Raw genomic sequence first — 19,640 nt, 5'->3', positions numbered from 1 at the left:
CGGTGTGGTGGTCAGTCGCGGTTCGGTGGTCGGTCGTGGGGATGCGTGGGTCCGGAGTCGTCGAGAACGACGCCGACGGTGCCGCCGCGCACCTCGACGCGGTAGGCGGGCGCGGGCGCGGTGGCGGGGCCGGACCGCACCTGGCCGGTGCGCATCGAGAACACGGCCAGGTGGGCGGGGCACTCGACGGTGCCGTCCTCGACCCAGCCCTCGCAGAGCGAGGCCTGGCCGTGCGTGCACGTGTCACCGAGGGCGAACAGTCCGTCGGGGGTGTCGAAGACGGCGATCGGCCCGTCGGGTCCCGCGACGCGGACCGCGCCCGCGTCCGCGACGTCCTCGCGGGTGCCGACCGGAAGCCAGTGTGTTTCGCGGATCCGTTCGGTCACCGCTTCACTCCCCCTGGGCACGGTGCGGGGCGATCCCGTCCGCGACGAGGGCGGCGAGGCCGCTGACGTGCTGCTCGGCCAGACAGTCCCATCGCTCGTCGTCGCTCCGGTGTTCGAGGAAGAAGAACGACAGGGACGAGGTCACCGCCGAAGCCGCCGCCTCCACGGGTGCGTCGGGGGCCACGGATCCGCGGCCCGCGGCGTCGGCGAGCCAGAGGGCCAACTCCGTCCGGAACTCCCCGACCACCTCCCAGAACAGGCCGGCCAGCTCGCCGTCGAGCTGTCCCTCGGCGGCCAGTACCGCCATGAGGTCGGAGTGCTCGCGAAGGTGGGCCAGGAGCGCGGTACCGAAGGCGCGCACCCCCGCGCCCGGGCTGGCGGGGTCGCAGTCGTGCAACGCGCCGGTGACGGCCGCCCGGTCCAGTTCGGGGGAGTCCGCGATCGCGCGGAGCAGCTCCACCTTGTTCCCGAAGTAGTGGAAGAGCAGTCCCTCCGCCACCCCCGCCTCCTTCGCGATGAGCTTGGTCGTGGTCGCCGCGAACCCGTACCGCGCGAACAGCCGCAACGCCACCTCGCGGATGTGCCGGCGCCGCTCCGCGGCCGCCTGCTGTCGGCTCGTCGCCATCGATGCCTCCTGTGTCCGGAACATTTATTGAGTGAACACTCATTGAGTGATTGCTCATTGAGCGTATACTCAACAAAAATTCCGGTCAAGGGAACGGGCCGCCACGGCCGCGTTCCCGTGGAGACGAGGAGGTCTTCCGATGCACACTCCAGGCGACGTCGTCGTGGTCGGAGGAGGGATGGCCGCCGGACACCTGGTCGCGTCGATGCACCGGCTGGGCCAGGCGCACCGGGTCACGGTCCTCGGGGCCGAGCCCCACGCGTCCTACGAGCGCCCGCCGCTGACCAAGGACGCACTCACCGGAGCTGCGGACACCGCCGCCCCCGAGGCGGAGCTGGCGGATCGGCTGGCGATGCACACCCCCGCCTGGCTCGCCGAACAGGGTGTGCGGGTCCGTGTCTCGGCCAGGGTCGGCGGCGTCGACCGCGCCCGGCGGACGGTGACCGTGGACGGGGGAGCGACGGTGTCCTACCGCCACCTCGTGCTGGCCACCGGCTCGCACCCGCTGGTCCCCCGGCGGTGGGCGCGGCGGCCCGGACTCGTGCACACCGTCCACACGGTCGCCGACGGCGCCCTACTGCGACCGCTCCTGCGCGGCGTGCGCGTCGTGGTGGTCGGGGGCGGCTTCGTGGGGTTGGAAGTCGCGGCGGCCGCCCGGGACAGGGGATGCCCGACCACGGTGGTCGAGGCCGGTCCCCGGGTCCTGGGGCGGGTGTGTACGCCGGTGACCTCGGAGGCGGTCGCCCGCCTGCACCGCGAACACGGGGTCCGCGTACTCACCGGCACCAGGTGTGTCGACGTCGCGGCCGGTGACGGCGGCGGCCCGGCCCGGCTGGTCCGCCTCGACGACGGAACGGTGCTGGCGGCGGACCTGGTCGTCGTCGGCCTCGGAGCGCGCCCCGAGACCGGTCTGGCCGAGGCCGCGGGCCTGGAGCTGGACCACGGCACCGGCGGCGTCGCGGTGGACGGCGCACTGCGCACCACGCGCGACCCCTCGGTGAGCGCTGTCGGTGACGTGGCGGCGTTCCCCGCGCGCGGAGCCGACGGTCGCCTCCGGCTGGAGTCGGCCGACCACGCGGCGGCCTCGGCCGCCCACGTCGCCGCCCGGCTGACGGGAGAGGACCCCGGGGACTACACCGCCGGGGACTGGGTGCCCACCTTCTGGTCGGACCAGTACCGTCACACGCTGCGGATCGCCGGACTGTCCGCCGGACACGACACGACCGAGCTGAGCGGCGACCCCGGTACCGGACCGTTCAGCGTGCGCTGTCTGGCCGGGGACCGGCTCCTGGCGGTGGAGAGCCTGGACCGCCCCCGCGACCACTCGGCGGCCCGCCGCGAGCTGCGGGTCCGCCCCCTCGGCTGACCCCCGACGGGCGTCCGCCCGGCTCCCTCCGGGCGGACGCCGGAGGCCTCACCCGGAGGACGGCGGCGTCGGCCGTCGCGACAGCGCCTCGACGATCCCCTCCAGCGCGGGCTTGGGCCGGTAGTCAGCGTCGAACGGGGTGGCCGACGTGTACCCCGGGAACCACTCCGGGATCCACGAGTGCCCGTCGTCGACCCCCCACACGGTCACCCCCACGCACCCGGGCACGTCCAGGCAGGCCCCGACCACGCGGCGGTACTCCTCGGCCTGCGCGCCCAGCTCGGCGTCGGTGACCGGCTCGGGCACCCGCACGTCCAGCTCGGTGACGGCCACCTCCAACCCCAGGTCGGTGAAGCGCCGCATGGTCGAGGCCAGGTCCTCGGGCACCTGGCCGTGGACGAAGTGGCCCTGGAACCCGATGCCGTGCAGGGGCACGCCCCGGTCCACCAGGTCCTCCGCCAGCGCGTACAGGGCGTCGGTCTTGGGCCCGCCGCCCTCGATCCCGAACTCGTTGATGTACAGCCGCGCCCCGGGATCGGCCTCGTGCGCGGCCCACAGGGCCTCGGCGACGTAGTCCTCGCCCAGAACCCCGTACCACAGGTTCTCCCGCAGGTCCGGGCCCTCGTCCGTGAAGGGCTCGTTCACCACGTCCCACGCCGTGACCCGGCCCTCGTAGCGGCCGACCAGCTCCCCGACGTGCTCGCGCATGATCCCGCGCAGCTCCTGCGTACCGAACGAGCCCCGCTCCAGCCACGCGGGCAACTGGTTGTGCCACAGCAGTGTGTGCCCCCGCGCGCGCAGGCCCTCGCGCTCGGCGAAGTCCATCACCGCGTCCGGGCCGCTCCAGTCGAACACCCCCCGCTCAGGCTGCACGGAGTCCCACTTCATCGTGTTCTCCGCGGTCACCGACGTGTAGTTCCCGGTCACCACGTCCCGGTACCCGCCGTCGCCGAGCAGCGGTTCGACCGCGACCGCCACCCCCAGGTCCACTCCGTGCACGGCGGCCAGGGCCGGGGAACGGCCCTCCGGCCCGCCGTCCTCGGGCAGCGTCACGGCCAGCGCCGCCGCCACGACGAACACCACCGCGCAGCCCGCCAGCACCGCCAGCGCCACCGCGCCGCCCCGTGACGGGAACCGCCCCCCGGCGGCTCCGCGCCGCACGTCCCCGCCCACGGCTACCGGGCCCCGGCCGTGACGGGGAAGGCGGACAGCGCGCGCACCGAGATCGTCGGCCGCCGTGTGGGCGGGGCCGTCGGCCGCAGACCCGGGACCCGTTCGGCCAAGGCGCGCAGGGCGATCCGCCCCTCCAGGCGGGCCAGCGGCGCCCCCAGGCAGTAGTGGGCCCCGCTGGAGAAGGAGAGGTGGTCGGCCGCGTCGGTCCGGGTGATGTCGAACCGGTCGGGGTCGGTGAACCGGGCGGGGTCGCGGTTGGCCGAGCCGAGCAGGCACAGCACCTGTTCGCCGCGCGCCACCGGTTGCCCGAACACCTCGGTGTCCTCCCGGGCCCACCGCGAGGTCAGCTGCACCGGGGAGTCGAACCGCAGGATCTCCTCCACGGCGCCGTCGACCAGGTCGGGGTCGGCCACGAGCCGGTCCCACTGCTCCCGGTGGCGCAGCAGGGCCATCATCCCGTTGCCGATGAGGTTCACCGTGGTCTCGAACCCGGCGACCAGCAGCAGACGGCACATCGACGCCAGTTCGGCGGACGAGAGCCCGCCGCCGTCGTGCTCGGCCACCAGGGCCGTCACCACGTCCTCACGCGGACGGGCGCGCCGGTCGGCCGCCATCCGGGCGAACATCGCGTCGAGTTCGCCGTCGGCCTCACGGATCTCCCGGAGCTGGCGGGCCGACCGGGCGCCGTCCAGGGCGGTGCCGATGACGGTGCCGATCCGCACGAACGCGTCGTTGTCGGCCTCGGCGACCCCCAGGAGCCGTGAGATGACGGCGATCGGCAGCGGTTGGGCGTAGTCGCGCATGAGATCGAAGTCGCGCCGCTCCAGCGCCGAGTCCAGCAGCGCATCGGCGATCTTCTCGATCTCCGCCTGGTATCCGGCCACACGGCGCGGCGCGAACGCCGGCCGCGCCATCTTCCGCAGCCGGGTGTGGTCGGGCGGGTCCCGCTGGAGGAAGGACAGGTCCAGTACGCCGAACTGGCCGCGCTGGCCGAACCCCTCCCGGAGTTCGACGCCGAACGCCCGGTCGGACAGGACGTGCCCCACGGTCGCGTGCGTGTGCGTGACGCGAAAGCCCAGGCGGCTGGTGGCGAACGGGCCCCCGCCGCGCAACCGCGCGTAGGTGGGGTAGGGGTTCTCCCGCCAGGGCCAGTGCAGGAGACGGTTGGCGTGGTCACCCGACTGCGCCGCCAACCACGACAGGGCGGTGGCGGTGCGTAGCCGGGCGTCGAAACGGAGGGAGTCGGACATTCGCATGGCTGTGGTCCTCTCGTGACGTACACGACACTAGGGGCGCGAACCCGCGCCGCTCAGCCATACCCCGGAAATGGCCGAACGCGGACGTGGGGGAACTCCACCGCCGTCCGGGTCGTTGCCGCTCCACCACACGCCGAAACCGGCGTTCGCGTCCCCCGCTTCCCGGTCGCGTTCCCGGGCCCGCCGCGCGGGGGTCGGTTGTGTCCCCTTCGTCCCCGACACGGCCCTAGACTGGGGCCTCCGCGAGCGGCAGAGTCGGAGGATGAGGACGTTGGGCGCCTTGGACAGCAACGACCCGGAGCGCGTCGGCCGGTACCGGCTGGTCAGCCGTCTGGGCGCCGGGGGGATGGGCCAGGTCTACCTCGGCCGGTCGGCCGGCGGCCGGGCCGTCGCCATCAAGCGCATCCACCCGCACATGGCCGCCGACGCCTCCTTCCGCCAGCGCTTCGCCCGCGAGGTCACCGCGGCGCGTCAGGTCAGCGGTGCCTTCACCGCACCCGTCATCGACGCGGGACCCGACGACGAGGTGCCCTGGCTGGTCACCTCCTACGTCCCCTCCCTGCCCCTGGACGAGGCGGTCCGCGACCACGGACCGCTCCCCGAGGCCAGCGTCCGCGTCCTGGCCGCCGGTCTGGCCGAGGCGCTCGGCGAGATCCACCGGGTCGGCCTCATCCACCGCGACCTCAAGCCCGGAAACGTCCTGCTCGCCGAGGACGGCCCCCGGGTCATCGACTTCGGTATCGCCCGCGCCACCGACGGCACGGCCGCCACGCAGTCGGTCATCGGCACGCCCGGCTTCATGAGCCCCGAACAGGTGGAGGGCAAGCCGCTGACCCCCGCCAGCGACCTGTTCGCCTACGGGGCGGTACTGGCCTTCGCGGCCACCGGTACCGGGCCCTTCGGCGAGGGCAGCATGCCCACCATGGTCATGCGGATCGTCAGCGCCGACCCCGACCTGTCCGCGGTCCCTGAGGCGCTGCGCCATCTGGTCGCGGCCTGCCTGTCCAAGGACCCGGCCGGGCGCCCGGGCCCCGGCGAGATCCTCGACCACCTCGGCGACGTGCACGCCGGGCCCTCCTGGCTGCCCCCGGCCGCGACAGCGGACGTACGGGACAGGACCGCGGCCGTGAACCGGGCGCTGGCCGCGCCCGGGGACCCCGGGTCCACCGGCGGCCACCAGCGCACCGAGGTACTGGGCGCGGGGGGAGCCGCGTTCGCGGGCGGCGCCGCGGGTGCCCTCGGTGACGACCAGGCGACCCGGATCGCGCCGCCCGCCCAACCGGCGGAGGGCGGCGGCGCCACCGCCGTGTACGGCCAGCAGGGGTACCAGCCCACCCAGCACATGCCGACGGCCCAGCCGCCCGGGAGCCCGCCGACCGCCCACTACGGACAGGGCGCGCCGACGGCCCAGCCGCCCGGGAGCCCGCCCACCGCCCACTACGGACAGGGCGCTCCCGGCGCGGACGACCCCTACGCGGACCTGTACGGAGGCCGCCGCACCGCCGACGCCCAGCACCACGCGCAGGCCCAGCAGCGGGCGGAGCGGGAGCGCCGGCTCGCCGAGCAGGAGCGCCAGCGCCAGCAGGAGCAGTACCGCGAACAGGAGCAGCACCGCCAGCAGGAACAGCGCCGCCAGTACGAGGAGCAGCAGCGCCGCCACCAGGAGGCACGCCGCCAGCAGGAGGCCGAGCACGCCCACCGCGAGCGCGTGCGCGCCGAGCGGCACGCAGCACAGCGGGCCCAGGCCGAGGCGCGCACCGCCAACCAGCCGGGCGTGTGGGGCTTCGTCAAGCTGATCCCGCTGCTCGTCCTGCCGCTCGTGCAGATCCCGGTCGGCTACGGAGCGGCACTGGCGTGGTCGTGGTTCACCACCGAGACCGGGGTGTGGACGGGCGTGCCCTACGCGTTCGAGCCGCTGAGCATGGACGGTTTCTGGCACGCGACCATGCTCGGGTACTTCCTGTTCAACAACCTGGTGTCCGCGGAGTACCTGGTGCGCTCGCTGCGCACCTCGTTCGTCACCGGATCGGTGCTCGCCCTGTCCGCGATCGCGGCCACCAACGGGCTGCTGTACAGCTTCGGCTTCTGGGGCTGAGCCGGGGGCCGGGACACCGGAACCGAACCGGAGGGGGAGGGGCCGCGCGGCCCCTCCCCCTCCGTGTCAGGAGGACGGGGCCTCGGCGTCGGGTAGGGTCCCCCGCTCCCTCAGGAGGCCGTGCGCGTACTCGATCGCCTCGGGTGTCGCGTCGAAGACCCGCCCCTCCGCGCTCAGCCGGGACACCACCCCCAGCGCCTCCAACGGTTGGGAGTGGCCGGCCCGCACCCCGGACATCAGCACCGTGACGCCCCGGCGCTCCAACCGCTCGATCGCGTCCTTCAGGACCAGGGCACCGGTGGCGTCCACCGTGGTCACCCTGGACATCCGCAGGATCACCACGGACACGTCCGCCACCTCGCTCAGCTCCAGCAGGAACCGGTGCGCGGCTGCGAAGAACAGCGGGCCGTCGAGCCGGTAGGCGACGATGTGCTCGGCGAGCAGGGCCCGCTCCTCCTCCAGGTGCTCCTCGGGCAACCCCTCCTCCAGAGCCACCTGGTCCAGCCGTACGTTCAGGGCGACGGCGCGCAGCGCCAGCACACCGGTCACGGCCATGCCCAGCAGGACGGCCGTCACCAGGTCCAGGACCAGGGTCGCCGCGGCGGTCAGCACCAGCACCGCGGCGTCACCGCGGGTGGAGCGCATCATCGCCCGCATCGACCCGACCTCGACCATCCGCACGGACGTGGCCAGCAGGACCCCGCCCAGCGCGGCTGTGGGGACCAGCCCCACCAGGGGCGCCGCGGCCAGGACGACCAGTGCCAGGACCACGGCGTGCGTGATCGCGGCCAGGCGGCTGTTGGCGCCCGAGCGCACGTTGACCGCGGTGCGGGCGATCGCGGCCGTGGCTGGTACGCCGCCGAAGATCGGCGCCACCAGGTTGGCGATGCCCTGGCCGAACAGCTCGCGGTCGGGGTCGTGCCGTTCGTCGACGCGCATCCCGTCCGCCACGCTCGCGGACAGCAACGACTCCAGGGCCGCCAGCGCGGCCACGGCCAGGGCGGCGGTCATCAGCGGGCCGGCGGAGGCGAGGTCCAGGAAGCCCAGCGACGGGGCGGGCAGCCCCCGGGGCAGCTCGCCGATCACCGGCGCCGACAACGGGGTGAGGTGGATCAGGGAGGTCGTCACGGCCACCGCCAACAGGGAGAACGGGACGGTTGGCCGCCACCGCGAGCCCAGGAGGATCACGGTGGCCACGCCCAGGGCGATGAGCGGTGGCGTCCAGTCGGGGGCGGCGGCGAAGTCGGCGACCAGCGCGACCACCCCGGAGAGCACGTCGTGGCCCTCGGGCTGGGGCAGCCCCAGGACGAAAGGAGCCTGCTGGAGGGCGATGACGGCAGCGATGCCCAGGGTGAACCCCTCGATCACGGGGGCCGGGACATAGCGCATGTACCGGCCGCCCCGGGCCCAGGCCAGGACGAGCAGGAACAGACCGGCCATGAAACCGACCATGAGGACTCCGGTCGGTCCGTGGGCGGCCACGATGGGCACCAGCACCACGGTCATGGCGCCGGTGGGGCCCGACACCTGGAGGTTGGAGCCGCCCAGGAGGGCGGCCAGGGCCCCGGCGACGATCGCGGTGACCAGCCCGGCCTGCGCGCCCAGGCCCGAGGAGATGCCGAAGCCCAGGGCCAGGGGCAGCGCCACGATCGCCACCGTGACCCCGGCGAGCAGGTCGCGGCCCGGACCGCGACGCATGGCCGTGTAGTCCGACCGCTGGGGGAGCAACCCGAGGGTGGTCGTCCACAGGGTGCGGAGGACGCCCGGGCGGGCGTGGGCGGGTGGAACGGAGTCGACGTGCTCAGACATCGGACTCGCGCAGGTCCGACAGGAGCTCCTCGCGCTCGCTGCTGAGCGTGGTCAGGATCCGGCGCGCGGCCCGCAGCAGGTCGGCCACGTCGGCACCGGCGAGCGCGTAGATCACGCTCGACCCCTCGCGCGTGGACGTCACGATCCCCGAACGCCGCAGCACGGCCAGCTGCTGGGACATGCTCGAGGCCTCGACGTCGATGTCGGCGAGCAGGTCGCGGACGGGCTTGGGCCCGTCCTGGAGCAGTTCCAGGACCCGGATACGGACCGGGTGGCCGAGCATGCGGAAGAACTCCGCCTTGGCTTGGTAGAGAGGTCTGTGCATGGTGGGGCCTTCGAGAAGAATGATGAGATTGGTGCCATCATATGGTCAATTGAAGAACTCTTCATGTCGTGGAAGGGGTGGACCCGGGCCGGGGAAGGGGCCCGGGTCCGCCGTCGTGGACCCGCTAGGAGGACGAGGCGCCGACGCGGCCCTCGGTGATCTCCGTGACGCGGTGGTGGACGGGGCGGCTGGGGGACAGTGCGGAGCACGTCGTGGGGCACTCCGGCCCCTCTTCGACGGTCACCGACACCGTGTACACGCCGCCGCCGTGGCCCAGGGTGATCCGCACGCCGTCCTCGTCGTGCTCCTCGTCGAGCAGGGTCAACGCGTTCACGCCCACCGTACCCAGCCTGGAGCGCAGCGCGGCGTCGGCGGCCTGTGCGGCGGAGGAGTCGGTGCACCGTCCGCGGTAGTTCCCGGGGACCACGTCGCCGCGTTCGAAGGCGGTCACCGTGCGCACCGCCGACTCCGGGTCCAGCCGGCCGAAGTAGAAGCCCTGGGGCAGGGCCACCAGGTTGGCGGCGAAGCGGTCACCGCCCACGTGGGTGGTCTCCCAGACCTCGGCCGAGCCCCCGGCCAGGGCCGCCGCCACCGGCCGCCCCAGCACGGCGCAGCACGGGTCCTTCTTGGCGTGCGTGCACACCAGGTACAGGCTGTGCTCCACCGGTACGCCGAACTCCGGCGGCTCGGGTTTCTCCACGGCGGTGACGTCGTACTCCAGCAGTTCGGCCAGGTCCTCGAACTCCACCATGCGTGCCCAGGGCGTGGTCCGGCTGGTGTGGACGTAGTAGGCGCGGCGCGGCCGCCCGGCCTGGCCGCCGCGTCCGCCCTCCCCGGGGCGCTTGATGAGCTGGGGCTTGATGCCGCGGCCGGCGATGCGCTCGGCGAGCCGGGAGACGACGGCCTTGTCCAGACCCGGGCTGGCGAACGCGGGGTGGCGCCAGGGGCCGGAGTGCTCGACCAGCAGCCAACCGCCGGTGGTGCCCGCGGTTCCGGCGATCTGCTCACCGGTGTAGCGGGCCAGGGCCGAGCAACCACGGCGACCGTCCGGGGCGGTGGGTAGACGCACGCTCTTCGTTCCAATCGAGTCTGGGCTGCCGACGGACCTGCGGACGCACGGGTCGGGACGTGACAGCACGCCCCGAGACCCCGCATGCAAAGGTTAGGTTAGCCTATCCAGACTGTGTTGTGCGGCATCCACCCGGGGTGTCCCCGCCGGTGTCACCCCGGACCGCCCTCGGCGGGCTCCACCCCCGGCAGGACCTCCAACAGCGCCCGACGGGCCGCGTGGACGTGCTCCTCGGCGGTCCGGGCGAGCACGTCGGTGGCGCCGCCCTCCAGGTGCCGGACCAGGGCGCGGTGCTCGGCGACGACCGAGCTGCGGTAGCGCTCGCGGTCCAGCCGGGTGCGGGCCACCTGGAACAGGTGCACCTGCGAACGCAGGCCGCGCCAGGAGGTGGTCAGCCGACTGTTGGCGGCCGTGTCGTAGATCCGGTCGTGGAAGGCCAGGTCGAGCGCGAGCAAAGTCGGCACGTCCGCGTCCACCGACAGCGCCCGTTCCATGGCGTCCACCAGGGTGTGCAGTTCCGCGGTGCGCTCGGGCGTCATCCGCTGGGCGGCCAGCGCCGTGGCCAGGCGTTCCAGCGCGGCCCGCACCGCGTAGACCTCGTTGACGTCGTCGGCGGTCAACTCGATGACGCGGGTGCCGCGGTGCCACTCGCTGCGCACCAGGCCCTCGCGTTCGAGGATGGCCAGCCCCTCGCGGACCGATCCGCGGCTGACCTCCAGGGAGGCGGCCAGTTCCACCTCGCGCAGGGCCGAGCCCGGCGCCACCCGCCCTTCGAGGATGGACTCGCGGATACGGTCGGCCGCCTCGTGCGCCAAACCGCGCCGCCGTGCCCTGCGCATGCCCCACCCCGCAACCGTGCTCGCGAACAGGAAAAAGTGTACGGCGTTCACGATCGGGAGTAAGGGCCAGGTGAGTCTCGGTCCCACTCCGATCCGGGGTCGTGCGCCCGGCGAGCCGGAAGCGGGCGCGGACTGTCCGGATGTTGACATCGTGATCTTCGCTCGCCCAGGATGGGGCACCGTCGCGGGGGCGCGTGTGCGAGGTCCGGGTCCCGTCCTGGCCCGGACGGCGGGCCCGCCCCCGCGGCGCCTGGCCGGACGCCGTGGACGGGGGGTCGGTCGGCCCCCGCGTTCCCCGTTCTCCTCCGGTTCCGGTCGGCGCCGCCGTCCGGCAGATGGGATCTACGTCGTCAAGGCGCGCGCCGTGTGAGATCCGAGGATCCGTCCGTTCACCGAGAAGAACCCTGACGGGCGTGCCGCCCGTGTGAGCGTCCCGTAGCATACTGCGACCAACGGACCCCGCCGCCGCCCCCATCGCCAGCCCACGAGGAGACGTGACATGCAACGCCTCAGCCTCATCGCCCTGGCCGCGGCCGGAGCCATCGGCCTGGGTGCCTGTGCCTCCGACGACGGCACCGACACCGCCGCCCCGGAGGAGGCCGCGTCCCAGGAGAGCGCGTCCGACCCCGCCGGCGCCGAGGACACGGTCGCCGAGGGCACCGCACAGGAGGGCGACGCCGTGCGGACGATCGCCGTCACGGCCCGGGAGATGTCCTTCGACGGCATCCCCGAGACCCTGCCCGCCGGCACCATCCGGATCGACTTCGAGAACGCCGGCCGGGCCCGGCACGACCTGGTCGTCGAGGAGCTCGACGACGAGCAGGTCATCCCCGTGACCGACGGCGGCGCCGGTCAGAGCGCCACCCTCACCCTGGAGCCGGGCACGTACACCTTCTACTGCTCGGTGGGCGACCACAGGGCGATGGGCATGGAGGCCACCGTGACCGTCGGGTAGGTCGCGGGCGCCGCGTACCGGAGGTCACCGGCCCGCCTCAGGCGGAGATCCCGCCGTCGCTGTGCAGCAGCTGCCCGTTGATCCACCCGCCGCGACGCGAGCACAGGAACTCCACCAGATCCGCGGTGTCGGCCGGGGTGCCCAGGCGCCCCGACGGCGTCCGCTCCACGCACGCCGCCCGGGTCGGCCCGTCCATCCACCCGGTGTCGACCGGCCCCGGGTTGATGACGTTCGCGCTCACCCCCAGGTGCGCCAGCTCGCGGGCGGCGGCCAGCGTGATGCGGTCCAGCGCGCCCTTGCTCGCTCCGTAGGGCAGGTTCCCGACGGTGTGGTCACTGGTCAGGGCGATGATCCGGCCACTGCCGTGCCCGCCGCGGAAGCGCTCGGCGAACCCGCGGACCAGCAGCCAGGTGGCGCGCGCGTTCACCGCGAAGTGGCGGTCGAAACTGTCCACGGGGGTGTCGAGCAGACCCGAGTCCACCGACTCGCAGTGGCACATCACCAGTGCGCTCACCGGCCCCGTCCGCCGCTCCACCTCGTCCCACAGCCGGTCCGGCGCCCCGGGGTCGGCCAGGTCGGCCTCCACGGCCACGGCGGTCCCCCCGCGCGCGGCCACCGCCTCCAGGTGCGCCGCCACCGCGCCCGCCTCGGCCCCCCAGGGCATGCGGTCGTCGTAGGCCGACAGGTAGGAGAAGGCGATGTCCCACCCCGACTCCGCCAGGCGGCGGACGATCCCCGCGCCGATCCCCGCGGTCCGACCCACCCCGGTGACCAGGGCGACCGGGCGTGCGCGCGATGTGTGTGCGTCGTCGGTCGGCATGACCGCCATCCTGGCCCCGCCCCGACCGGCCCGCAACGCGTTTTCCGGCCGCTCAGCCCGTCAGGTCGGGGATGAGGCTGGGACCCACCCGGCGCACGTGGTCGCGGAACAGCGCCACCGCCGCAGGCTCGTACCCGCCCCCGGCCCCCTCCCGCGGCCACACCACCCCGATCGGCCGCGTGGTGTCCGCCCCCCGCAGCGCCAACTCCACCGTCCCGCCCAGCGGGCCCCGGGGACGCGCGGGCAGGACCGACACCCCCAGTCCCGCCGCGACCAGCCCGCGCGCGGTCGCGATGTCGTCGGCCTCGAAGGCCACCGCGGGGGTCAACCCCGCCCGGTCGCACAGCCGGTCGGTCAGGTGCCGTACCCCGCGCCCCGGCTTGAGCAGGATGAACTCGTCACCGGCCGCCTCCGACACCCCCACCCCGCCCGTGGCGGAGGCCAGCGGATGCCCCTCGGGTACCACCAGCCGGAGCGCCTGGGTGTGCAGCGTCGCCGACGCCAACCCCGGACGCGACGGCAGGGGAGAGGTCAGCGCCAGGTCCGCGCCGCCCGCGGACACCCGCCGCAGCGAATCCGCCCACGCCTCCTGGGTGAGCGTGAACCGCACCCCCGGGTGACGGGCCCGGAACCCGCGCAGCAGCGCCGGGACCACCTCCACGCCGAGCGTCGGCAGGAAGGTCAGCGCCACCCGGCCCTCCTCGGCGTCGGTCAGCTCCGCCAGACCAGCCCGGAGGTCGTCCAGGGCCCGCCGCACGTGCGGCAGCAGCAGACGACCGGCCCGGGTCAACCGCACCCCGCGCCCGGTGCGCTCGACCAGGTCCATGCCCAACTCCCCCTGGAGCCGGGCCAGGGCGCGGCTCAGCGTCGGCTGGGGCATGTCCAGGGCCTCGGCGGCCTGGGTGACGTGTTCGGTCTCGGCCACCGCCGCGACCATGCGCAGCCGCGGCGCCAGCACCCTGACCAGGGCTTCCGAAGTATCCATACGTTTCAGTATGAAACAACCCCAACACATGCATTGGACGTATGAAACGCCGCTTCCTAGCGTGGGAGCATGTCCCCGACCAGCGCCTCCGTGCCCGCCCACGACTCCCGTCCGCGCGCGGGCACCCGCGCCTACCGGCGCACCGTCGTGGCCATGGTCGCCGCCGCGGTGGCCACCTTCGCCCAGCTCTGGTCGGTCCAGCCGATCCTGCCCGCCATCGCCGCGGGCTTCGACGCCTCCGCGGCCCAGGCCGCCCTGGCCGCCTCCCTGGCCACCGGCGGGCTGGCCGGGTTCACACTGGTGTGGAGCGGTGCCGCCGACCGGATCGGCAGGGCGCGCGTCATCGCCCTCTCCCTGCTGGCGGCCACCCTCCTGGGCGTCCTGGCGCCCTTGGCCGCCGACCTTCCCGCCCTCCTGGTCCTGCGCACCCTCCAGGGGGCGGCCCTGGGCGGTGTGCCCGCGGCCGCCGTCGCCTACCTCGCCGAGGAGATCCACCCCGCCGACGCCCCGCGCGCCACCGGGCTCTACATCGCGGGCAACCCCCTGGGCGGTATGGGCGGGCGCCTGCTGGCCGGGTTCGCGGCGGACCTGGGCGGCTGGCAGTGGGGGATCGCCGCCAACACCCTGCTGGGCGTGGTCGCGCTGAGCGTGTTCGTCCTGGTGCTGCCGCGCGGACGTGCGGGAGACACGGCCGGCCGCCCACGCGCCCTCCGCCCGGGGGCACGCCCCCGGGGGCGGCTGCGCGCCGCGCTGACCACGCGCGGGCTTCCCGCGCTGTACGCCCAGGCGCTGCTGCTCATGGGCGCCTTCATGACCGTGTACAACCTGCTCGGGTTCCGTCTCGTGCAGGAGCCCTTCGGGCTGTCCCAGTCCACGGCCTCGCTGCTCTTCCTCGCCTACACGGCCGGGATGCTCGGTTCGGCGGTGGCCGGTGCGACCACCGCCCGCCTGGGCGGCTACGCCGTGCTGGTGTCGGCGACCGCCCTGATGGCGGCCGGGCTGACCGCGCTGGTGACCACCTCGCTGGTCGGACTGGCGGCGGCCCTGCTGGTGCTGACCTTCGCGTTCTTCGCCGCGCACGCCACCGCCTCGGCGTGGGTGGGCCGACACGCGGCGGCCGGTCGGGCACAGGCCATGGCCGTCTACACGCTCGCCTACTACCTGGGGGCGAGCCTGTTCAGCTGGTGCGGCGGACTGGTCTACGACGCCGTGGGCTGGGGCGGCGCGGTGGCCTACGCCCTCGTCCTGTGCGCCGCGGCGGCCCTGGCGGGTCTGCGCCTGCGACGCCTCCCCGAACCCGCCGCCGACCACCCCGGTGGCTGAACCGGCGGGGTCGGGGAGGACGCGTCGCGAGAAGTAGTTTAAAATTAAACTAGATTGGGACGGGCCGCCCGGAACCGACGGAAGGTGACGACATGGACGTACGCCCCACGGGCCTGCACCATGTGACCGCGATCGCCACCGACCCCCGGGCCAACGCCGACTTCTACCGCACCGCGCTGGGACTGCGCCTGGTCAAGCGCACGGTGAACTTCGACCGCCCCGACACCTACCACCTGTACTACGGCGACCGCGCGGGAAACCCCGGCACCGTCCTCACCTTCTTCCCCTGGCCCGACGCCCCGCCCGGACGCCCCGGCGCCGGGCAGGCCACCACCACGACCCTGTCGGTGCCCGAGGGATCGCTGGGCTGGTGGGCCGACCACCTGGCCGCCCTGAACGTGGCCGCCACCCGCCCCGCGGAGCGCGCCGAGGAGGACGTCCTGACGCTGCGCGACCCCGACGGGCTGGTGATCGAACTCGCGGCCGGCGCCGACACCCACGACACCGATCCCTGGGACGGGGGAGGGGTGCCAGCCGAACACGCGGTCCGGGGCATCCGCTCGGTCACCCTCACCGAGCACGACGCCGAGGGCACCGCCCGGATGCTCGGCGAGCAGCTGGGCTTCCGTCTGGTCGGGGAGACCGCGGACCGCCTGCGGTTCCGCACCGGCCCCGCCACCCCCGGGGTGGGGACCATCGTCGACGTCGTGGCCGACCCCGGAGCCGAGCGCGGCCTGGTCGCCGCCGGAACCGTCCACCACGTCGCCTACCGCGCCCCCGACCGTCCTGTCCAGGACACCTGGCGGCGGGCGCTGGAGGAGGACGGCGTCGAGGTCACCGAGATCCGGGACCGCCGCTACTTCACCTCCGTCTACTTCAACGAGCCCGGCGGCGCGCTGCTGGAGATCGCCACCGACGGCCCCGGTTTCGACGTCGACGAGCCGCTGTTGGAACTGGGCCGCGCACTGCGGCTGCCGCCGTGGCTGGAACCGGACCGCGAGCGGATCGCGCGGCACCTGCCGTACCTGGGGGAGCGGGCGTGACCGCCGACCGCTCCGCCTTTGGACCGAGGACCGGCCGGACCCGCTCCTGAGCCGGCCCGCGAACCGCGGTGGCGCCCCCTGACCCCGGGCGCCACCGCTCCCACTCCACAAGGTGGAACCCTCTTCTGTGCCCGAGCGTCGCGGACCGGGGCGAACGTCCACGACGCGGCCTCTCAGCCCTCGGCGTCGGGCCGCGCGATCTCGGCCCACACGAGCAGGCCCGCGTCCGTGTGCCGGGAGACGCCCCAGCGGTCGCTGCACGCCTCGACCAGCATCAGACCCCGGCCTCCCTCGGCCTGGTCGTCGCCGAACCCGGCACCGGGCCTCAGGGACCCCGACGTCCCGCGGTCCAGGACCTCCACACACAGTCTGGGGCGGTGCGTGTGGCCGTCCACCCAGGTCAGCGTCAGGTCGACGGGCGAACGACCGTGCCGGACGGCGTTGGTCACCAGTTCGGAGACGACCAGGTGGGCGGCGGCGCCGAGGTCCTCCTCGCCCTGGTCGCGCAGGAAGTCCTCCACGGTCCTGCGCGCCAGACCCGCGGCGCACGGTGTGTGCGGAAGCCGGGACGACACGCGCGCGGGCAGATCGGTGGCGCCACCGGAGAGCGGGAGACCGGTCGTGGGAGAGACGGAGCACCCGGATGTGACGGCCGTGGTGGCGACTGTGGGCATGGCGGCTTCCTCGGCAGAAACGGGACAGGAGCGACATGCTCGACCGGAGCCTGCGGCCGCGGGAGCCCCCGAACGCCCATGGTCGGGGGGTGGGATGTGACGTCCCACACTCCTGTGGTGTCCCTTCACCTTGACAAACGCCATGCTGGTTGGCAAGGGATTCTTTCGTAAAATATGGATCGCACCACGGATTCAGTTGTGTGAAGCCGTTCTGGTGCGAAAAATTAGTCTTGGCTCGGTGTGGCGTTCGCTGGCGGCGCCACCCGGCCGCGCGGGGCGTGCCCCCCCGACTCGTGAATCTACGACGTAAAGGTGGCGGCGCGGCTCGATTCGCGCACACCCTCGGATCTCGCTCTTCGCGTCCGGTCGACGACCACACGTGTAGTTCATCGCCTTCGCGGGAACGTCAGGCATCGAACGCTCCCGTGGCGACCCCCGACGGCATGACCTTCGCCAAACCCCCACTGCGTGAGGTTCCATGGACAAACCTGCCCAACACCCCGGTTCAGTGCATTCCACGCACAACCACGCCGAGGTGACCGCACCGTCCACCGTCGTCCAGGCCAGGACACTCGGGCACGTCCACTTCCACGCGCCGCCGCCCGCCAGCGGAACACCCCACCAGCTTCCACCCGCACCGGCCGAGTTCACCGACCGCGTCCGCGAACTGCGCGAACTCTCCGACACGCCACCCGAGGGCGGTACCGACCTGGCCGTCCTCGTCGGCACCGGGGGAGTGGGAAAGACCGCGCTGGCCGTGCGCTTCCTCGCCCGCGACGCGCACCGCCAACCGGACGGCGAACTCTACGCCGACCTCGCCGGCTTCACCGACGCCGCGGCTCCCGCCGATCCCGCCGACGTCCTCGACGGCTTCCTCCGTGCCCTCGGCGTCCCCGCCGACCGGATTCCCCGGGGCCTGGAACCGCGCGCCGCCGAGTTCCGCAGCCGCACCCACGGCAGGCGGCTCGCCGTCCTCCTGGACAACGCGGTCTCGCCCGCGCAGGTACGGACCCTCCTGCCCGGCGGGGGAGGGCACCGCGTCGTCGTCACCACCCGCCTCCACCTGCTCGGCCTCCTGCCCGAGGGTGCCCGCTTCGTGCACGTCCACCCCCTCGACCCGGGCGCCGCCCTCGAACTCCTCGACGCCCTGCTCACCGGCCACCGCGACGACCTCACCGCGGCCACCTCCCGCAGCCTCGTCGAGCTGTGCGGACGGCTCCCGCTCGCCCTGCGCGCCGTCGCCGGGCGCCTGCGCCTGCGCCCCGGCCGGCCCGCCCAGCGGGTGGTCGAGGAACTCTCCGACGAGCGGCGCCGCCTCCCCGCCCTGAGCCGGGACCGCGACAGCTCGGTCACCGCCGTCTTCGACGCCTCCTACACGGCCCTGCCCGACGACGTCGCCCGCCTGTACCGCCTGCTCGGACTTCACCCGGGACCGACGATCACGCTCGACGCCGCTGTCGCCCTGGACGGGGGAGCGGACTACGCCACCGAGGACCGGGTGGAGGCCCTCCTGGAGGCCAACCTCCTCCAGGAGGGCGCCGACGGCCGCCACCGCTTCCACGACCTCATCCGCGTCCACGCCCGCGACAGGGCGCACGCCGACGAACCCGCGCACCACCGCGAGGCGGCCCTGGACCGCCTCGTCGAGCACTACCTGCGCGTGACCACCGCCGCCGACCTCACCCTCAACCCCCGGCGCTGGCACCTGAGCCCCCGCTACGCCGAGGCGGAGAACGCTCCGGGCCCCTTCCCCGACCACGCCACCGCGCTCGCCTGGCTGGAGGCCGAACTCCCCACCCTCGACGCCCTCCTCGCCCGCTGCCACGCCACCGGCCGCCACGAGGCCGTCTGGCAACTGTGCGAGGCGCTGCGCTCCCTGTTCACCCTCCGCCAGCACTTCGGCGCCTGGATCCGCACCCACGAGACCGCCCTGGCCTCCGCGCGGGTCCTCGGCGACCCGGCCGCCACCGCCCGCGTCCTCATGACCCTCGCCCAGGCCCACCTCAAACTCGGCCGCCCCGACACCGCGGCGCAACACCACGCCGAGGCACTGCGCCTGTGGGAGGAGGCGGACCACCCCCTCGGCCGCGCCTCGGCCCTGGAAGGCCTGGGCACCGCGGCCCTCGCCCAGGGACGTCCCGACCTGGCCGTCGACCACCTCCTGCGCGCCCAGGAGGTCTTCGCGGGCCAGGGGCGTGCGCGCGGAGTGGCCATGATGCACCGCCACCTGGGCGAGGCCCACCGGGCCCTGGGCCGCCACACCGAGGCCGCCGACCACTTCGGCCGCGCCCACGACCACTTCGCCGCCACCGGCGACGACTACATGGTCGGCCGCACCCTCACAGCCCTGGCCCGGTCCCTCCTGGACCTGGAACGCACGCAGGAGGCCGAGGACGCGCTCGCCGCAGCGCTCGACGCCGTCGAACGCTGCGGCGCCCGCCTCGAACAGGCGCGCGTCCACGACCTCCTGGCCAGGTCGGCGCGGATCAGGCGGCGGCCCGGGGCCGAGCGTGACCACCTGCGGATCGCGCACGGCACCTATACCGAACTGGGCGCCCCGCAAGCCGAAGCGACAGCTCGACGCCTCCGGGAACTGGACGCGACGGAGCCGTGAGCGCCTCGGCGACCACCGACTCCGGCCAGCGCCCGCCGGTCCACGGCGGGCCCAGCGCCGACACCGTGTGCAGGAGCGCCAGCGCCGCGCGGACCCGTTCCGCGTCGTCCGCACCGTCCACGGTCACCTCCCCGTGCCCGCGCACCGCGATCCACCAGCGCCGACCGTCGTCGGCCGCCGCCACACGGCACCCGGGCGACTCCGCCAGCCACCGCCGTGCCAGCTCCGCGTCTCCGGTGCCGGTGACCACGTCGGCCAGGTGGCGGTCGTGATCCCGGGCCGC

The 19,640-nt window shown here is 74.1% G+C and carries 17 protein-coding genes; 6 read left to right on the top strand and 11 right to left on the bottom strand.

The genetic code is table 11. The features are described from left to right. Positions 1 to 11: 11 nt before the first annotated feature. Both ACTVAJ_RS05075 and ACTVAJ_RS05070 read right to left on the bottom strand, forming a co-directional pair. Positions 12 to 386 (bottom strand): non-heme iron oxygenase ferredoxin subunit, encoded by a 375-nt coding sequence (locus ACTVAJ_RS05075; protein WP_470386870.1) that lies wholly within the window; start codon positions 384 to 386, stop codon positions 12 to 14. 4 nt (positions 387 to 390) lie between these two features. Further along, on the bottom strand, positions 391 to 1,011 hold the full coding sequence (locus ACTVAJ_RS05070) for a TetR/AcrR family transcriptional regulator (RefSeq protein WP_470386869.1): 621 nt from the start codon (positions 1,009 to 1,011) through the stop codon (positions 391 to 393). A 139-nt stretch (positions 1,012 to 1,150) separates the two neighbouring features. Here ACTVAJ_RS05070 and ACTVAJ_RS05065 point away from each other — a divergent pair, with 139 nt between their 5' ends. After that, complete coding sequence (locus tag ACTVAJ_RS05065; RefSeq protein ID WP_470386868.1) at positions 1,151 to 2,377, top strand: NAD(P)/FAD-dependent oxidoreductase; 1,227 nt, start codon at positions 1,151 to 1,153, stop codon at positions 2,375 to 2,377. A 48-nt stretch (positions 2,378 to 2,425) separates the two neighbouring features. Here ACTVAJ_RS05065 and ACTVAJ_RS05060 read toward each other — a convergent pair whose 3' ends face one another. Together ACTVAJ_RS05060 and ACTVAJ_RS05055 are read right to left on the bottom strand one after the other, a co-directional pair. After that, positions 2,426 to 3,538 carry an endo-1,4-beta-xylanase gene (locus ACTVAJ_RS05060; protein WP_470386867.1) on the bottom strand — a complete coding sequence of 371 codons (1,113 nt, stop codon included), beginning with the start codon at positions 3,536 to 3,538 and terminating at the stop codon, positions 2,426 to 2,428. A gap of 14 nt (positions 3,539 to 3,552) precedes the next feature. After that, a complete protein-coding gene (locus tag ACTVAJ_RS05055; protein WP_470386866.1) occupies positions 3,553 to 4,806 on the bottom strand; it encodes a cytochrome P450 in 1,254 nt (417 codons plus the stop codon). A gap of 262 nt (positions 4,807 to 5,068) precedes the next feature. Here ACTVAJ_RS05055 and ACTVAJ_RS05050 point away from each other — a divergent pair, with 262 nt between their 5' ends. Beyond that, entirely contained in the window at positions 5,069 to 6,901 is a 1,833-nt protein-coding gene (locus tag ACTVAJ_RS05050) for a serine/threonine-protein kinase (RefSeq protein ID WP_470386865.1), read from the top strand. A gap of 66 nt (positions 6,902 to 6,967) precedes the next feature. Here the strand turns inward: ACTVAJ_RS05050 and ACTVAJ_RS05045 are convergent, their stop codons facing one another. The 4 genes from ACTVAJ_RS05045 to ACTVAJ_RS05030 form a co-directional block, all read right to left on the bottom strand. Continuing rightward, positions 6,968 to 8,710 carry a SulP family inorganic anion transporter gene (locus ACTVAJ_RS05045; protein ID WP_470386864.1) on the bottom strand — a complete coding sequence of 581 codons (1,743 nt, stop codon included), beginning with the start codon at positions 8,708 to 8,710 and terminating at the stop codon, positions 6,968 to 6,970. Beyond that, positions 8,703 to 9,035: an ArsR/SmtB family transcription factor gene (locus ACTVAJ_RS05040; RefSeq protein WP_470386863.1), complete on the bottom strand. Its 333-nt coding sequence runs from the start codon at positions 9,033 to 9,035 to the stop codon at positions 8,703 to 8,705. Before ACTVAJ_RS05040 ends, ACTVAJ_RS05045 begins: the two co-directional genes overlap by 8 nt. Positions 9,036 to 9,159: 124 nt before the next feature. Next, positions 9,160 to 10,104: a sucrase ferredoxin gene (locus tag ACTVAJ_RS05035; RefSeq protein ID WP_470386862.1), complete on the bottom strand. Its 945-nt coding sequence runs from the start codon at positions 10,102 to 10,104 to the stop codon at positions 9,160 to 9,162. A 152-nt stretch (positions 10,105 to 10,256) separates the two neighbouring features. Beyond that, positions 10,257 to 10,994 carry a GntR family transcriptional regulator gene (locus tag ACTVAJ_RS05030; protein WP_470386861.1) on the bottom strand — a complete coding sequence of 246 codons (738 nt, stop codon included), beginning with the start codon at positions 10,992 to 10,994 and terminating at the stop codon, positions 10,257 to 10,259. Between the two features lie 448 nt (positions 10,995 to 11,442). Here ACTVAJ_RS05030 and ACTVAJ_RS05025 point away from each other — a divergent pair, with 448 nt between their 5' ends. Continuing rightward, on the top strand, positions 11,443 to 11,898 hold the full coding sequence (locus tag ACTVAJ_RS05025; protein WP_470386860.1) for a cupredoxin domain-containing protein: 456 nt from the start codon (positions 11,443 to 11,445) through the stop codon (positions 11,896 to 11,898). A gap of 37 nt (positions 11,899 to 11,935) precedes the next feature. On the opposite strand, the gene ACTVAJ_RS05020 is transcribed toward ACTVAJ_RS05025, so the two are convergent. After that, the gene (locus ACTVAJ_RS05020; RefSeq protein WP_470386859.1) at positions 11,936 to 12,718 is read right to left on the bottom strand and encodes an SDR family oxidoreductase; all 783 of its coding nucleotides are present in this window, start codon (positions 12,716 to 12,718) and stop codon (positions 11,936 to 11,938) included. 52 nt (positions 12,719 to 12,770) lie between these two features. Then, on the bottom strand, positions 12,771 to 13,703 hold the full coding sequence (locus ACTVAJ_RS05015) for a LysR family transcriptional regulator (protein WP_470386858.1): 933 nt from the start codon (positions 13,701 to 13,703) through the stop codon (positions 12,771 to 12,773). Positions 13,704 to 13,772: 69 nt separating this feature from the next. Between ACTVAJ_RS05015 and ACTVAJ_RS05010 the strand changes: the two genes are divergently transcribed. Together ACTVAJ_RS05010 and ACTVAJ_RS05005 are read left to right on the top strand one after the other, a co-directional pair. Beyond that, positions 13,773 to 15,026, top strand: coding sequence for an MFS transporter (locus tag ACTVAJ_RS05010; RefSeq protein ID WP_470386857.1), 1,254 nt, complete (start codon positions 13,773 to 13,775; stop codon positions 15,024 to 15,026). A gap of 92 nt (positions 15,027 to 15,118) precedes the next feature. After that, complete coding sequence (locus ACTVAJ_RS05005; RefSeq protein ID WP_470386856.1) at positions 15,119 to 16,069, top strand: ring-cleaving dioxygenase; 951 nt, start codon at positions 15,119 to 15,121, stop codon at positions 16,067 to 16,069. Between the two features lie 173 nt (positions 16,070 to 16,242). On the opposite strand, the gene ACTVAJ_RS05000 is transcribed toward ACTVAJ_RS05005, so the two are convergent. Then, positions 16,243 to 16,743, bottom strand: coding sequence for an ATP-binding protein (locus ACTVAJ_RS05000; RefSeq protein WP_470386855.1), 501 nt, complete (start codon positions 16,741 to 16,743; stop codon positions 16,243 to 16,245). 508 nt (positions 16,744 to 17,251) lie between these two features. On the opposite strand from ACTVAJ_RS05000, the gene ACTVAJ_RS04995 reads away from it, so the two are divergent. Beyond that, positions 17,252 to 19,357, top strand: coding sequence for an ATP-binding protein (locus ACTVAJ_RS04995; protein WP_470386854.1), 2,106 nt, complete (start codon positions 17,252 to 17,254; stop codon positions 19,355 to 19,357). Positions 19,358 to 19,640 lie beyond the last annotated feature (283 nt).

Source organism: Nocardiopsis sp. KDC1DS13DA1 (assembly GCF_055632325.1).
The sequence above is the reverse complement of the archived record's forward strand: the minus strand, read 5'-3'. Positions and strand labels throughout refer to the sequence as shown.

Excerpts from the sequence above, each read along its gene's own strand:
- ACTVAJ_RS05020 (WP_470386859.1), bottom strand. The coding sequence starts at position 12,718 with ATGCCGACCGACGACGCACACACATCGCGCGCACGCCCGGTCGCCCTG.
- ACTVAJ_RS05040 (WP_470386863.1), bottom strand. The coding sequence starts at position 9,035 with ATGCACAGACCTCTCTACCAAGCCAAGGCGGAGTTCTTCCGCATGCTC.
- ACTVAJ_RS05010 (WP_470386857.1), top strand. The coding sequence starts at position 13,773 with ATGTCCCCGACCAGCGCCTCCGTGCCCGCCCACGACTCCCGTCCGCGC.
- ACTVAJ_RS05050 (WP_470386865.1), top strand. The coding sequence starts at position 5,069 with ATGAGGACGTTGGGCGCCTTGGACAGCAACGACCCGGAGCGCGTCGGC.
- ACTVAJ_RS05045 (WP_470386864.1), bottom strand. The coding sequence starts at position 8,710 with ATGTCTGAGCACGTCGACTCCGTTCCACCCGCCCACGCCCGCCCGGGC.
- ACTVAJ_RS05015 (WP_470386858.1), bottom strand. The coding sequence starts at position 13,703 with ATGGATACTTCGGAAGCCCTGGTCAGGGTGCTGGCGCCGCGGCTGCGC.
- ACTVAJ_RS05000 (WP_470386855.1), bottom strand. The coding sequence starts at position 16,743 with ATGCCCACAGTCGCCACCACGGCCGTCACATCCGGGTGCTCCGTCTCT.
- ACTVAJ_RS05065 (WP_470386868.1), top strand. The coding sequence starts at position 1,151 with ATGCACACTCCAGGCGACGTCGTCGTGGTCGGAGGAGGGATGGCCGCC.
- ACTVAJ_RS05070 (WP_470386869.1), bottom strand. The coding sequence starts at position 1,011 with ATGGCGACGAGCCGACAGCAGGCGGCCGCGGAGCGGCGCCGGCACATC.
- ACTVAJ_RS05005 (WP_470386856.1), top strand. The coding sequence starts at position 15,119 with ATGGACGTACGCCCCACGGGCCTGCACCATGTGACCGCGATCGCCACC.
- ACTVAJ_RS05025 (WP_470386860.1), top strand. The coding sequence starts at position 11,443 with ATGCAACGCCTCAGCCTCATCGCCCTGGCCGCGGCCGGAGCCATCGGC.
- ACTVAJ_RS05055 (WP_470386866.1), bottom strand. The coding sequence starts at position 4,806 with ATGCGAATGTCCGACTCCCTCCGTTTCGACGCCCGGCTACGCACCGCC.